This window comes from Paraburkholderia sp. DHOC27 (assembly GCF_003429005.1).
Classification (GTDB): domain Bacteria; phylum Pseudomonadota; class Gammaproteobacteria; order Burkholderiales; family Burkholderiaceae; genus Paraburkholderia.
Window position 1 is genome coordinate 506,006 of sequence record NZ_QVQV01000001.1, and the last position, 12,303, is coordinate 518,308.

General features: G+C 60.2%; 13 protein-coding genes. 5 read left to right on the top strand and 8 right to left on the bottom strand.

Features of this window, described 5'->3' with window-relative positions:
- Positions 1–117 precede the first annotated feature (117 nt).
- The 3 genes from D0B32_RS02260 to D0B32_RS02270 all read left to right on the top strand — a co-directional run bounded on the left by D0B32_RS02260 (position 118) and on the right by D0B32_RS02270 (position 2,044).
- Positions 118–765, top strand: coding sequence for a TetR/AcrR family transcriptional regulator (locus D0B32_RS02260; RefSeq protein ID WP_117332050.1), 648 nt, complete (start codon positions 118–120; stop codon positions 763–765).
- An 18-nt stretch (positions 766–783) separates the two neighbouring features.
- The gene (locus D0B32_RS02265; RefSeq protein WP_117332051.1) at positions 784–1,263 is read left to right on the top strand and encodes a nuclear transport factor 2 family protein; all 480 of its coding nucleotides are present in this window, start codon (positions 784–786) and stop codon (positions 1,261–1,263) included.
- A 268-nt stretch (positions 1,264–1,531) separates the two neighbouring features.
- On the top strand, positions 1,532–2,044 hold the full coding sequence (locus D0B32_RS02270) for a hypothetical protein (protein WP_117332052.1): 513 nt from the start codon (positions 1,532–1,534) through the stop codon (positions 2,042–2,044).
- Here the strand turns inward: D0B32_RS02270 and D0B32_RS02275 are convergent.
- Entirely contained in the window at positions 2,034–2,744 is a 711-nt protein-coding gene (locus D0B32_RS02275) for a DNA-3-methyladenine glycosylase I (protein WP_117332053.1), read from the bottom strand. The genes D0B32_RS02270 and D0B32_RS02275 overlap by 11 nt on opposite strands.
- Positions 2,745–3,119: 375 nt before the next feature.
- On the opposite strand from D0B32_RS02275, the gene D0B32_RS02280 reads away from it, so the two are divergent.
- Positions 3,120–4,022 (top strand): aspartyl/asparaginyl beta-hydroxylase domain-containing protein, encoded by a 903-nt coding sequence (locus D0B32_RS02280; RefSeq protein WP_117332054.1) that lies wholly within the window; start codon positions 3,120–3,122, stop codon positions 4,020–4,022.
- Between the two features lie 230 nt (positions 4,023–4,252).
- Here the strand turns inward: D0B32_RS02280 and D0B32_RS02285 are convergent, their stop codons facing one another.
- The 3 genes from D0B32_RS02285 to D0B32_RS02295 form a co-directional block, all read right to left on the bottom strand.
- On the bottom strand, positions 4,253–4,969 hold the full coding sequence (locus D0B32_RS02285; protein WP_117332055.1) for an O-methyltransferase: 717 nt from the start codon (positions 4,967–4,969) through the stop codon (positions 4,253–4,255).
- 133 nt (positions 4,970–5,102) lie between these two features.
- Entirely contained in the window at positions 5,103–5,411 is a 309-nt protein-coding gene (locus D0B32_RS02290; protein WP_117332056.1) for a hypothetical protein, read from the bottom strand.
- Positions 5,412–5,423: 12 nt separating this feature from the next.
- The gene (locus D0B32_RS02295) at positions 5,424–6,005 is read right to left on the bottom strand and encodes an RNA polymerase sigma factor (RefSeq protein WP_181969694.1); all 582 of its coding nucleotides are present in this window, start codon (positions 6,003–6,005) and stop codon (positions 5,424–5,426) included.
- 403 nt (positions 6,006–6,408) lie between these two features.
- Between D0B32_RS02295 and D0B32_RS02300 the strand changes: the two genes are divergently transcribed.
- Entirely contained in the window at positions 6,409–6,744 is a 336-nt protein-coding gene (locus tag D0B32_RS02300; protein WP_117332058.1) for a DnaJ family domain-containing protein, read from the top strand.
- Positions 6,745–7,224: 480 nt separating this feature from the next.
- Here D0B32_RS02300 and D0B32_RS02305 read toward each other — a convergent pair whose 3' ends face one another.
- From D0B32_RS02305 to D0B32_RS02320, 4 genes are all read right to left on the bottom strand, one after another.
- Positions 7,225–8,160 carry a dihydrodipicolinate synthase family protein gene (locus tag D0B32_RS02305; protein ID WP_181969695.1) on the bottom strand — a complete coding sequence of 312 codons (936 nt, stop codon included), beginning with the start codon at positions 8,158–8,160 and terminating at the stop codon, positions 7,225–7,227.
- 10 nt (positions 8,161–8,170) lie between these two features.
- Positions 8,171–9,898: an IlvD/Edd family dehydratase gene (locus D0B32_RS02310; protein ID WP_117332059.1), complete on the bottom strand. Its 1,728-nt coding sequence runs from the start codon at positions 9,896–9,898 to the stop codon at positions 8,171–8,173.
- Between the two features lie 559 nt (positions 9,899–10,457).
- Positions 10,458–11,231, bottom strand: coding sequence for an SDR family oxidoreductase (locus D0B32_RS02315; protein WP_117332060.1), 774 nt, complete (start codon positions 11,229–11,231; stop codon positions 10,458–10,460).
- A gap of 92 nt (positions 11,232–11,323) precedes the next feature.
- Entirely contained in the window at positions 11,324–12,283 is a 960-nt protein-coding gene (locus D0B32_RS02320) for a GlxA family transcriptional regulator (RefSeq protein WP_117332061.1), read from the bottom strand.
- Positions 12,284–12,303: the final 20 nt, after the last annotated feature.

Sequence of the window (12,303 nt, forward strand, 5' to 3'; positions counted from 1 at the left end):
GTGGCGCGTCGGTGCCGGGACCCGCGGTACAGACAGGTGAACGCGGGCCGGCCGCCAAAAATTCCATCGAAAAACATTTTTCTTGACGAAGGAGAATGATCGTTCTACCTTTCGGATATGGCGACTTCCAAAGCATCCACTACTTCGGCGATCCCCGGCGGCGCGCGCGAGCGTCTGCTCGACGCGGCTGAGGCGCTGATTTACGCGGGCGGCATCCATGCCACCGGCGTCGATGCCATCGTCCGGCAGTCCGGCACCGCGCGAAAGAGCTTCTATACGCACTTCGAATCGAAGGACGCGCTGGTGGCCGCCGCGCTCGAGCGCCGCGACGAGCGCTGGATGAGATGGTTTATCGCGGGCACCTTACGCCGTGGTGACAATCCACGCGCGCGGCTGCTCGGTATGTTTGCGGTGCTTCGAGAGTGGTTCGCCTCCGAAGATTTTCACGGCTGCGCATTTCTCAACGCGTCGGGCGAGATTGCCGCGCCGGACGACCCCATCCGCGTGGTGGCGCGCGAACACAAAGAGCGCCTGCTCGCTTTTGTGCGAGAACAATGCGACGAGTTCATGATGGCACTCGGCGCCGAGAGCGAGCGTGCCGCACTGCTTGCGCGGCAGTGGTTGATCCTGATCGACGGCGCAATTGGCGTCGCGCTGGTCAGTGGAGCGCCCGATACCGCACTCGATGCATGCGCCGCCGCCGAACAACTGCTCGACGCTGAATTCACCAGACCGCGCGCGCCGGTGCTGCGCGCCCCCACCTGAACCAAGGAGCAATAGATCATGAGCGATGCCGTCGAAACCCGTCCGCCGTTACCGCCTTTCACGCGTGAAACCGCCATCCAGAAAGTGCGGGGTGCCGAAGATGGCTGGAACACCCGCGACCCGGAGCGCGTGTCGCTCGCCTATACGCCGCAAAGCGTTTGGCGCAACCGCGCGGAATTCGTCACGGGCCGTGCGGAGATCGTCGGGCTGTTGCGCCGCAAGTGGGCGAAGGAACTGGATTACCGCCTGATCAAGGAACTGTGGGCGTACACGGACAATCGCATCGCGGTACGTTTCGCCTACGAATGGCATGACGACTCGGGCAACTGGTTCCGTTCGTACGGCAATGAAAACTGGGAGTTCGACGAGCATGGTCTGATGGCGCATCGTCATGCGAGTATCAACGACTTGCCGATTACAGAAGCGCAACGCCTGTACCGGTGGCCCCTGGGACGCCGGCCGGACGATCATCCGGGGCTGTCCGATCTCGGTCTCTAGGCGACGCCTGCAAGGGTTCGCGCGCAGCGTCCTTGCCTGATTGTGGGTCAAGGCCAGATCGTCCTTCACCGATCTGCCACTGCTTTTCCGTTATTGTGCTGTCTGATCCCGCCGCGTCGGACTATCCGGCGCGGCGTCTGTGGCTACCGTTCCGAGCGTGCCCTCGACTTCGGCGGTATGCGTTTGCGGTACAGTGCTCGACGTCCCGCGGACCAGACACTCACCAGCACATTCAACACACCGGCGTTCGATCGGTGACGGAGAAGACATGCATTTGCGGCACCTCGGCGCATCCGTTCGGCGCGCGCTCGTTGCACTCGTGACGGCTGTTGCAGCAACCTCCAGCGCGCACGCCGCCGACTGGTGCGGCGGCGGCGTTTGGGTCGACGCCATGCTGGGCTCGTATCACATCCACCCGGACAAGGATTTCGAGCAGTTCAATCCGGGCCTGGGCGTCGAGTGCTGGTTGAACAATCAATGGGCAGTGACGGCCGGCGGCTTTCGCAATTCGCTGCGGCGGCCGTCTTACTACGGCGGCGGCGTGTGGGCGCCCGAGTTTGCGCACTGGGGTTTCGTTCGCCTCGCCGTAATCGGCGGCATCATTTCCGGCTATAACTACGGTGACTGGGGACTGGGCCGAAATCACACCATTGGCCCGGTTGCTGCGCCAATCCTGATGGTCGACTACAAGCGCGTGGGCGCGAACTTCATCGTGATTCCGCCCATCCCGTCAGACGACTTGCCCTTCACCGTGGGGTTTCAGCTCAAGTTCAAGTTTTGACGGCCAACGGCCAGACGCCGGAACTGCCGCGGCGGTGACTGTCCAGCAGGTGCGTGTCGACGATGCCGGTGGCTTCCATGAGTGCATACATCGTGGTCGGGCCGACGAACTGGAAGCCTTTCTTCCGTAGCGCCTTGCTCAGTGCGGTCGATTCCGCGGACACCGTCGGCACCTCGGCCATCGTCGACGGCTGCGGTGTCTCGGCCGGTTGAAACGACCAGAGCAACTGCGCGAGTCCGCCCTCTTCGCGCAGTGCGATCGTGGCGGCAGCGTTCTGGATCGTCGCGAGAATCTTGGCTCGGTTCCGGATGATGCCGGCATCCTCCATGAGCCGCTCGATTTCACGCTCGCCAAACGCGGCGACCTCGTCCGGAACGAAATGACTGAACGCGGTGCGGAAGGCTTCCCGCTTTCGCAGGATCGTGACCCACGAGAGCCCGGCCTGAAACGCCTCGAGCGATAGCCGTTCGAAGAGCCCGCGTTCATCGCGGACCGGCATGCCCCACTCGGTATCGTAGTAGTGACGCAAGAGCGGATCGGATACCGCCCACGGCGGTCGCGCGAGGCCGTCTTCGCAGACGACGACACCGCCTCCCTTTTCTATTTTTTCCAGCCGCTCCTGAACGGCGCCGGCGACCGGTGTTTTGCGACGCGAGGCCGGCTTGGCGGTTTGGGTGGTCTTCTTTTTATCTGTGGACATTCGGTTGGATCAACGAAGTGCGTCGGCGAGCGTTCAAGTGTAGCAAGACCATTCATGTGCACACGCACAGGACGGAGTTTCCGCGCCCGTTGAAAGTGAGCGTTTCCAGGATCATGATACGGTCGCTTTAAAGAACCGTTGATGCGTCGATGCCTAAACAAACCAACAATAGCTGTAAAAATTGCTTAGGCAATGGCGAATAGATTTAGGCCGTGCATATCATAAGACATAACGAATTAGCGCGTATTGATATGATTAATTCTTCCCTGTGAGGCATGACGGGCGTGGCTTTGACGTGCACACGTAGCAGCCAGTTTTTTTTCAGATTCGTATAATTATCTTCATCGCAAAGAAGCTTAAGAGGTCTTAGAAGCCATGCGCTGGAGTTTCCTCTTACTATTCCTCCTTTTTGCCACGCTTATTCATTGGCGTGGTAAAGCTCGACACGGCAGCTTCTTCAGGCAGTTGACGGACCATTCCACTTTTACCGCGCCGCTCAACTATCTGGCTTATCTGTTCTCCTCGGTGCCAAACACGCCGTACATCTCGCCGCAGCACTTTCCAGAACTAACGGTATTGAGAAACGAATGGCAGATCTTTCGCGAGGAGGCGCTTGCCTTGAGTGAGGCAAGCCGTATTCGCGCAGCAGAAGGCTATAACGATATCGGCTTCAATTCGTTCTTCCGGACAGGCTGGAAGCGCTTTTATCTGAAGTGGTACGACAATCCGCATCCTTCGGCTGAAGCGCTCTGTCCGCGCACAATCGAAATTCTGCAAAGCATTCCAACGGTAAAGGCTGCGATGTTCGCCATGCTGCCGGCCGGCGGCACACTGAATCCGCATCGCGACCCATTCGCCGGATCACTGCGTTATCACCTCGGCTTGATTACGCCGAATGACGACCGTTGTTCAATCGTCGTGGACGGCATTCCGTATTCGTGGCGCGACGGCGAGGACGTGGTATTCGACGAGACGTATTTGCATCATGCGGCGAACCGGACAGATCAGGATCGCATCATTCTGTTCTGCGATGTCGAGCGGCCCATGAGATTTGCGTGGGCGCAGAAAGCGGTTGGTGTGATTGGCGACATCCTGCTGCGCGCCGCGGCCTCGCCGAATGAGATCGGTGATAGAACCGGTGGCCTTAATCGCGTGTTCCGCTACGTCTATTCCGTCCGCCTGGTCGGCAAGCGATTAAAAGCATGGAATCGCACCGCCTATTACGTGATCAAGTGGTGCCTGTTCGGTGCTATTGCGGTGGCCGTCGTGTGGCATTGAGACACTTTGCTTCGCACGGGCAGTGCATGAGTTGACTCGCAGAAGGATTCGAACTCGGATAGGGTGAGCTTTTTCAGGAGACGAGGCCCCCGATGTGGGTTACGGATTTCGACAGCTCCTGGAAGTCCTCACCATCCTGGAAAGCCTCACCTTCGCAGCAGAATACTCATTTAAACCTGGAATTCCTAAACTTTCGAAAATCCCGTGTTGCCGGTCCGACAGCCATTCGCTCAGGATACGACTACCGCAAACTCCACGCCCGATTCGAAGTCCAGCGTCGTGCTGGAATATCGCGTATTTTTGTCGAGATATTCCTTGAATGGCCGAACTTCAGTTTCAGCCGTGTACATGTTGTCTGCGATTACAACCGAGCCTGGAATGAGCAGTCGCTCGACCTGCTTGAATAGCGGCAGGTACGCGCTCGCCCACACGTCGATGAAGATCAGGTCGAACGTCCCATCCAGTTCCTGAACGGTTTCAAAGACATCGCCTTCGCGCAGTTCCACATAGCGCTCCAGTTTCGCCGCTTTCAGGTTGGAGCGAAGCTGGGCGCATTTCCCGCGATCGAGCTCGGTTGCCACCACAATGCCTTCATCCAGTAGCCGGATCGCCTCTGCAAAGTACAGCGTCGACACGCCACATGAGCTGCCCAGTTCGAGAATTCTCGTCGGCCGTGCGGATAGCACCACATTGCGCAAAAACTGACCCATTTCCGCGGATACGGCTAATGACAGCGGCGTACCTTGGGAGGACTCGAAATCCTCGGTTGAAAACCCGTGCGATTGCAAAAACCGGCCACGCAGACGCGGAGCGAGTGTGCCGTATTGCTCGGCAACTTCTAGAAACGCCTCGTTCGATCCTGCGAACTGCGCGCGCGCGCGGTCCATCACCTGGGCGTTGCTTTGTTCGTGGAGTTGCTTCAGAAGCTGGGTGTGGGATGAAAGCATGAATTCCCTCGATCGGATGAGTGCCCGAATGGGCATCCGCACTGCGCGTAGCTAGACGTACTGCGCAGCGCGGGCTGATGCGCGTTCCGTGTTCCGGGCGGCCGCGTTCATCGCGGCGCCCGCCGTGACGTGACTAAGCTTCTTTTTGCTGACCGCAGCGCGAGCGCCACTTTGCCTGGAATTGCTCGCGTTCCTCGGGACTCATCGACTCCCACTTGCGCCAGTGCCGGCGACCGCGCCACCCGCCATGCCCGCGAAAGCCACCGAACAGGATGCGGCTCAGCACCAGCAAGCCCAGTGCGTGGAGGAAGTCGATCGAACGCGCGCCAACGAATAACGCGGGCACGACCCAGTTCCATAGCGTCATCACCGCCCATCCAAGCACAGCGACCGCGACCACCACGAAAAGCAGCTTGCCTATCCACCTCAAGCGATATCTCATTCCAACACTCCTTCACATTTCCAGTTCGTCATACGTCACCTGCAAGCGGGCCCGCAACTGAAGCACCGCGTAGCGTTTGCGCGCGAGCAGCGTGTTCACCGCCACCCCGCTTTCCGCCGCCATTTCCTTGAAACTTCGCCCTTCGAGTTCGTGCGCAATAAACACTTCGCGCTGATTCGCCGGGAGATCGTCGAGCGCGCGCTGGAGCGCCTTCAGCAACACGCTGCGTGCATAGAGCGACTCAGGACCTGCATCCGTTGCGGGAAGTGCGAGATCCAGACGGTACTCGTCGCTGCCTTCCTCGACATCGTCAGAAAGCTCCGCGAGGGGTTGCTCTTTCTTCTTGCGAAACCGATCAATGATGCGATTGCGCGCAGCACGAAACAGCCAGGCGCTCGCCTGCTCGATGGGTGCGGGCAGGCGATAAGCAGCGACGAATTCATAGAGGACGTCTTGCAGGATGTCCTCCGCCTCGCCCGGATCGCGGACGCGGCGTCGTATGAAATTCCCGAGTCTCGTGCGCTCACGCACTACGGTCGCGGTAATGTCGCTATCTCGTTCGGTCATCGGGTGCGGGGTAGGCAGCGGCTCCATGAGTCTGAAGACGTTTCAGACCTGCGAATATTGTGGCGGGTCGAAAGATTGTTTGGTCGTGCGTCGCATGCGCTCCATCCCGCCAGTAGAGATGGCCCGAAGGCGACCTAAAACCGTGTTGCCCTGGCCCTCTTTGTCATGTATGTTTGCACGGAATGAGACAGACCAATGTCCATCATAGTGTTTCATGCGAACTTGCCCTCGCGGATTCGTCTCTGGCGCGCATCTCCGGATTCGTAAAGACCGGGCGACGCCACGAGGGGCCCCGCAGCAGAGATGTCCATCCAACACCGCTTTCCATTGCGACCGTACCTGACTCTCGTGGGCTTTAAGTCGAGCAAACGGCGCGTGCGAGCCTGGTGCCTACGCAAGTGATGTTCTCGTGACTTGATTGCTGACTGCCATGCCGACTATCGACGAACAGATTGCCCGCGCCCTTGAAGAAAGCAGGAAGAGCGGCGAACTCGAGAGCGCAAAAAGCTGGGGAAAGCCATTGCGCGAGGACCGGGCCTTCGCTGACACGCCGGATGAATTCCGTCTGCCGTTCAAAATGCTGAAGGATGCGGGCTACATTCCTCCCGAGGTCGAGATGCTGAAGGAAATCGCCGCCTTGCAGGACGAACTGGCGAACCTCCCCAGTTCGGCTCCGTCCTTCGAGGAAAAGAGAGCGAGACTCATCGACCTCCGCTTGAAAGCAGCGGTTCGTCTCGAATCGATGCGACGCTCTGGCGGTCTGTGAGCGACGTGCGACGCACGAAGGCTCGCGGCTCGGAAAGGTGAGGAGTTCCAGGAGATGCTGCGTTCTCGCCGAAGGTGAAGTCAGCGGGATACATGACTGCACCGGAGTGAATGTTTTGCTAGTGGAACGCTCACCAGAAGTCATTCACCGTTCGAAGCCTGCGCTTTAACAACGACGCAAATGACCGGCGCGAGTAAAGGTGAGGTTATTCGGGAGCCGTCGCGGAATCATCATGAAACGCCGTACGGCGAGCGCGCGCCACAAGACGATCTGCCTTTAATTCAGAGGGTTACCTGGGATTGCCAGGTAAGCCGGTATGACGTGTTTCGTTCTGCGGTACGCGTTGAGGTGAGTATATTCGGGGGATGACATCGCGCTCTGGCGCAGCTTTCCGGGCGAAAGGTGAGCTTTTTCGGGGGGCGCGGCTCCGGCGCAGCGCACTTCGTTAACAGGCGGGCGCTGCACAACGGCAACGCAAAACTACGGCAACGGACCGAGCCACAGAGCAAAGCGCCGCGCCGCATCGAGCCCAAAGCGGGTTGGACGCATTGCCGTGTTGCGGTCGTGCTCTACGTCGAAGCCCATCCGCCAGGCGGCGATACGTTTGCCGTAACAGATCAGCGTATCGAGCGACTGCATGACAAATACGATGGCCGGCAGGACTTCTTGATAGAGCTGTTGTGCGCGAGCCATGTCTCCGCCTGCGAACGCGTCGTAGACGCGTTGTTGCCAGTCGAAGCAATCCGGCGCCACGATCATGCCAGCGCATCCGGCGCGCAGATTGTCGACCAGCTCCAGACCGCCGCGCCCGTTCAGCACAGGCATCAAGTGTCCAACTCTCGCGACAGTTTCTGCCAGCACGATTGACGGCCCTTCGCCTTTGAGCAAACGAAAATTCGGACACTGAATGGCCAATCGTTCGAGGCTTTCGGACGAGAGGCCCACGCCGAGATACTCGGGCGCGTTCTGGATGCCCACCGGCACGTCGAACCCCTGCATCACTGATGCAAAGAAATCAAAATAGAACGCTTCGGGGCGAGGTGTCTCTCCGGCGGGCAATGCTGGCGGTTGCAGGATCAACTGCGTCGCGCCTGCGGATACCGCGAAATGCGCGAGGTCGCGCTGCGCGGCGACCGTTGCGCCACTGATGGTGACCATCAGCGGCAACGCGCCTTCGCTGTCTTCGATCGCCCAGCGGATGACCTGCTCCCGTTCGGATTGCGAGAGTTTGTTGACCTCGGTAGCAAGGCCGAGCATGGCTGCGCCCGGCGCTTGCGAGCGCACGATGGCCTGCATCTGCCGACGCATCGCAGACCGGTCAAGGCGGTTGTCGCGATCGAAGAATGCATAAAGGATCGGATAAATACCGGCGATGTTAGGTCGCGGTATGCCCGCCGGGAGCGATTGCGTCGACATTACCCGACCCTCAGTGCGAATCCCGCGGCACTGCCGCACCGCTCGACCCGACCAGGAAATCCAGATCGGCGCCCAGATTCGCTTGCTGGACACTATTGACGTAGAGCTTGTACCAGCCGCGTTGGGGCGCTTCGGGCGCCTTCCACGCCGCGCGGCGACGCGCCAGTTCGGCGTCGTCGACGTCGAGATGCAGCCGCCTTCCCGCAACGTCGAGTTCGATCATGTCGCCGTCCTGAACCAGCGCGAGCGTGCCACCGGCTGCAGCCTCCGGGGCGACGTGCAGGACCACGGCGCCGTACGCGGTGCCGCTCATGCGCCCGTCGGAGATGCGCACCATGTCGGTAATGCCTTGCTTCAATACCTTAGGCGGCAAAGGCATGTTGCCGACCTCCGCGAAACCGGGGTATCCCTTCGGACCCGCTCCCTTGAGCACCATGACGCAGTTAGCGTCGATATCGAGGCTCTCGTCGTTGATACGGGCGTGCAGATCTTCGACGCTTTCGAACACCACGGCGCGACCACGGTGTTGCAGCAATTCCGCGGTGGCTGCGGACGGTTTGATGACTGCGCCGTCCGGTGCAAGATTGCCCTTGAGCACTGCAATGCCCGCCTTGGGTTTGAAGGGTTCCGCGAGCGGAAAGACAACCTTGCGGTCGAAACATTCGGCCTGACTGACGTTGTCCCAGATCGTCTTGCCGTTCACCGTCAACGCATCGCGGTGTAGCAACTGCCCTTCGCCAAGCTCGCGCAACACGGCCGGCAAGCCGCCTGCGTAATAGAAGTCTTCCATCAGAAACTCGCCCGAGGGTTGCAGATTCACGAGGCAAGGCACCTCGGATCCGCGCTCCCAGTCTTCCAGCTTCAGATCGACGCCGATGCGCCCGGCAATGGCGAGCAGATGCACCACGGCGTTGGTCGAACCACCAATCGCGGCATTGGCGCGAATGGCATTTTCAAACGCTTCGCGCGTCAGAATCTTGCTCATGGTGAGGTCTTCGTGAACCATCTCGACGATGCGCCGCCCCGCCATGTGAGCCAGCACCTGACGGCGCGCGTCAACCGCCGGAATGGCCGCGTTGTGCGGCAGTCCCATGCCGAGCGCCTCGACCATACTTGCCATTGTCGATGCCGTGCCCATTGTCATGCAGTGGCCGCGCGAGCGGTTCATGCAACTCTCCGCTTCGACAAACTCCTCCATTTTCATCGTGCCGGCGCGCACCTGCTCGGACATCTGCCATACGCCTGTGCCCGATCCAAGCGTGTGGCCACGATAGCGGCCATTGAGCATGGGGCCGCCCGAGACGGCGAGCGAAGGGAGGTTGCACGACGCCGCGCCCATCAGAAGTGCGGGCGTGGTCTTGTCGCAACCGCATAGCAGGATGACGCCGTCAATGGGATTGCCACGAATGGACTCTTCGACATCCATCGACGCCAGGTTGCGAAACAGCATGGCCGTGGGCCGCAGGTTGGACTCACCCAGTGACATGACCGGGAATTCAACCGGGAAGCCTCCCGCCTCGTACACGCCTTTCTTGACGTACTCCGCCAGTTCGCGGAAGTGCGCGTTGCACGGTGTGAGTTCCGACCACGTGTTGCAGATGCCAATGACGGGTCGGCCGTCGAACAGATGATGCGGCAAACCCTGGTTTTTCATCCACGAGCGGTGAATAAAGCCGTCTTTGTCAGCTTTCCCGAACCAGGCCTGACTGCGCAGCGGCTTTTTGGTGACAGTGCTCATGGACGTCTCCTCATATACGTGGAACGAATGAACGGCGACGAAGCTGGGTGCTTCGGCCCTCGTTTCATCCGGTGGGGTGCCGCGGCTTTGCTGCCGCCTGGAGAAAAGACTTTACGAGCCGCCTTGGATTCCGTCAACCAGGCCGTTCGGCCAGGATGGCAATACAGTATTGTTTGTAAAATTCGATATCCTAATTATTTGGCAAGATTCGTTTGAAAAAACCGGAAGGGTGAGTATTTTCGGGAGTGCGAAAATATTTGGAAAATGTCACAACCTGCGGGGCGAAAGTGCCAACGCATCGTTGTGTATACAAGACCCTGGCCGAATGGCTAACGGGGTAGGCGAGCGTGCCTCGCGGTGCTAAATTCAAGTCTCACGAAAGATGCGCCGGATTAGTTCGACGTGGCACGTGCCTGGGTAATGCGATGAAGCAGGAAAGCAGCAATTGAAGAAGGCTCACCAACGCGTCCGCCGCAAGTCACATCCTGACCCACTCAACCGCGCGAACGGCGGACAGGTGAGGATATTCGGGAGCGGCGCACGCGAAACGTACGGTGCGTCAGCCGCGCTGCGCGACCTCACGTATGTCCGCAACCGGCGTGTGGCCGAAGGCTTCGCTCAACGTGTAGTCGATCAGTTGAGCGGCGCACTGCTCAGGTGAAACGAGCTGTCCATTACGCTTGAGTTCTTCGAATTTTTCGCGCAGTGGGAATTGCTCTTTGCCGCTGCTGCGAATCTGTGCCTGCATGTCGGTATCCACCACACCCGGTGCGAGGCTGCAGATTCGCAAGGCGCGGTTTGCATCGAGCGCAACCGCGCGAGCGTGATGATCGAGCGCCGCCTTGGTCGCGCAGTAAACGCTCCAGCCCGCGTAGGCGTTGCGGGCTGCGCCGCTCGAAATGTGGACGATGCGACGGTCGGTCGCCGAAACGCTGGTCGCCGCGACGGCGCTTGCCAGCATCAGCGGCGTGGCGACATTCAGGCTCACCGCCGTTGCAATCGCGGTGACATTCTGACCTTCGGCCGGGCCTATGGGCTGCACGGTGCCCGCGTTGTTGAAGAGCAGCACGGTGTTGGCACCGTCGACGAATTGGCTGAGCGTGTCGCCCGAAAGCCAGTGCGCGACATCCGCGGAGTTGGCGAGATCGAGCTCCACTTGCTGCAAGTTCTGCGGGAATTGCCCGGCGAGCGCGACATTGGTCGTGCGGGACAGGCCCAGCACGGCGATATCGCGGGCAAGCAGTTGTTCGGCGAGTGCGGCACCGAGACCTCGAGTGTGTCCGGTAACGATGGCGCGAGTAATAGTTGAGGTGGATGAGGTGGATGAGGACATGGTGATGATCGTGCCAGCAGGCAAAAAGGGGGGGAGAGAATCGAGCGGTACAGCGGGCAAAGCAGACCGCTATTTTCTCACGTCAGGTCAAATCAGGCTGACCGGAACCGCTCGCGATACTGCATCGGCGTCGCGCCGATACGTCGTACAAACACAATGCGCATGCGGTCCGCAGTGCCGAAGCCGCAATCGTAGGCGATTGTCTTCAGCGCAGCGGCCGTGCTTTCGAGTTGCTTGCGTGCCGCATCCACTCGGGCACGCTCGACAAACTCGTGCGGCGTGACGTTCGTTTCCTGCACGAACACGCGGGCAAAGTTGCGCGCGCTCATACCGGCCACGTCCGCGAGCTGCTTGACGGTGAAGCTTTCGCCGATGTGTTCCATCACGTGCGCCTGGACGCGTGCCACCGCTGAGGTTTCGTCGGCGGGTGCCGTCAGGTACGGGCTGAACTGGGACTGTCCGCCTTGCCGCTGTGCGAAGACCACAAGACGCTTTGCCACGGCAAGCGCGGTACGCGGCCCATGATCTTCGGCGACGAGTGCAAGCGAAAGGTCGATACCCGCCGTCACGCCCGCTGACGTCACGAGCGCTTCGTCACGCAGATAAATGCGGTCGTAGTCGACACGTGCGCGTGGAAACTGCGTGGCCAGTTGTGCCGCGTGTTGCCAGTGCGTCGTCACGTTGCGCTCATCGAGCAGGCCCGCGTGGCCCAGTGCGAAGGCGCCGGTGCAAATGGAGCCGTACCGCTCGCACTTCGCGGCCACGTTGGCGAGCCAGTCGGTGAGCCGGGCGTCGGGCGTGCTATCCGGCAGCGCCGGGCCGCCTGCCACAAGCGCGAGGTCGAAAGTCGGGCCGGTCTGCTCAAAGGTGTCGTCCGCCACCAGCGTCATGCCGTTGGAGGCCCGTACCGTGCCGCGTTCGGCGCCCAGCAAGGTCACCTCGTAGCGCTGGTCGGCTGGCACGAACTGATTGGCTTCAGCGAAGACATCGACCGGCCCGGCGACGTCGAGCGCTTGCACGCCAGGAAAGATCGCAACGGCGACAGTACGCATCGAATGAACCTCTTGTAGAA

Bases quoted from the DNA above. Each gene is read 5' to 3' on its own strand.
- D0B32_RS02260 (WP_117332050.1), top strand. From the start codon at position 118: ATGGCGACTTCCAAAGCATCCACTACTTCGGCGATCCCCGGCGGCGCG.
- D0B32_RS02265 (WP_117332051.1), top strand. From the start codon at position 784: ATGAGCGATGCCGTCGAAACCCGTCCGCCGTTACCGCCTTTCACGCGT.
- D0B32_RS02270 (WP_117332052.1), top strand. From the start codon at position 1,532: ATGCATTTGCGGCACCTCGGCGCATCCGTTCGGCGCGCGCTCGTTGCA.
- D0B32_RS02275 (WP_117332053.1), bottom strand. From the start codon at position 2,744: ATGTCCACAGATAAAAAGAAGACCACCCAAACCGCCAAGCCGGCCTCG.
- D0B32_RS02280 (WP_117332054.1), top strand. From the start codon at position 3,120: ATGCGCTGGAGTTTCCTCTTACTATTCCTCCTTTTTGCCACGCTTATT.
- D0B32_RS02285 (WP_117332055.1), bottom strand. From the start codon at position 4,969: ATGCTTTCATCCCACACCCAGCTTCTGAAGCAACTCCACGAACAAAGC.
- D0B32_RS02290 (WP_117332056.1), bottom strand. From the start codon at position 5,411: ATGAGATATCGCTTGAGGTGGATAGGCAAGCTGCTTTTCGTGGTGGTC.
- D0B32_RS02295 (WP_181969694.1), bottom strand. From the start codon at position 6,005: ATGGAGCCGCTGCCTACCCCGCACCCGATGACCGAACGAGATAGCGAC.
- D0B32_RS02300 (WP_117332058.1), top strand. From the start codon at position 6,409: ATGCCGACTATCGACGAACAGATTGCCCGCGCCCTTGAAGAAAGCAGG.
- D0B32_RS02305 (WP_181969695.1), bottom strand. From the start codon at position 8,160: ATGTCGACGCAATCGCTCCCGGCGGGCATACCGCGACCTAACATCGCC.
- D0B32_RS02310 (WP_117332059.1), bottom strand. From the start codon at position 9,898: ATGAGCACTGTCACCAAAAAGCCGCTGCGCAGTCAGGCCTGGTTCGGG.
- D0B32_RS02315 (WP_117332060.1), bottom strand. From the start codon at position 11,231: ATGTCCTCATCCACCTCATCCACCTCAACTATTACTCGCGCCATCGTT.
- D0B32_RS02320 (WP_117332061.1), bottom strand. From the start codon at position 12,283: ATGCGTACTGTCGCCGTTGCGATCTTTCCTGGCGTGCAAGCGCTCGAC.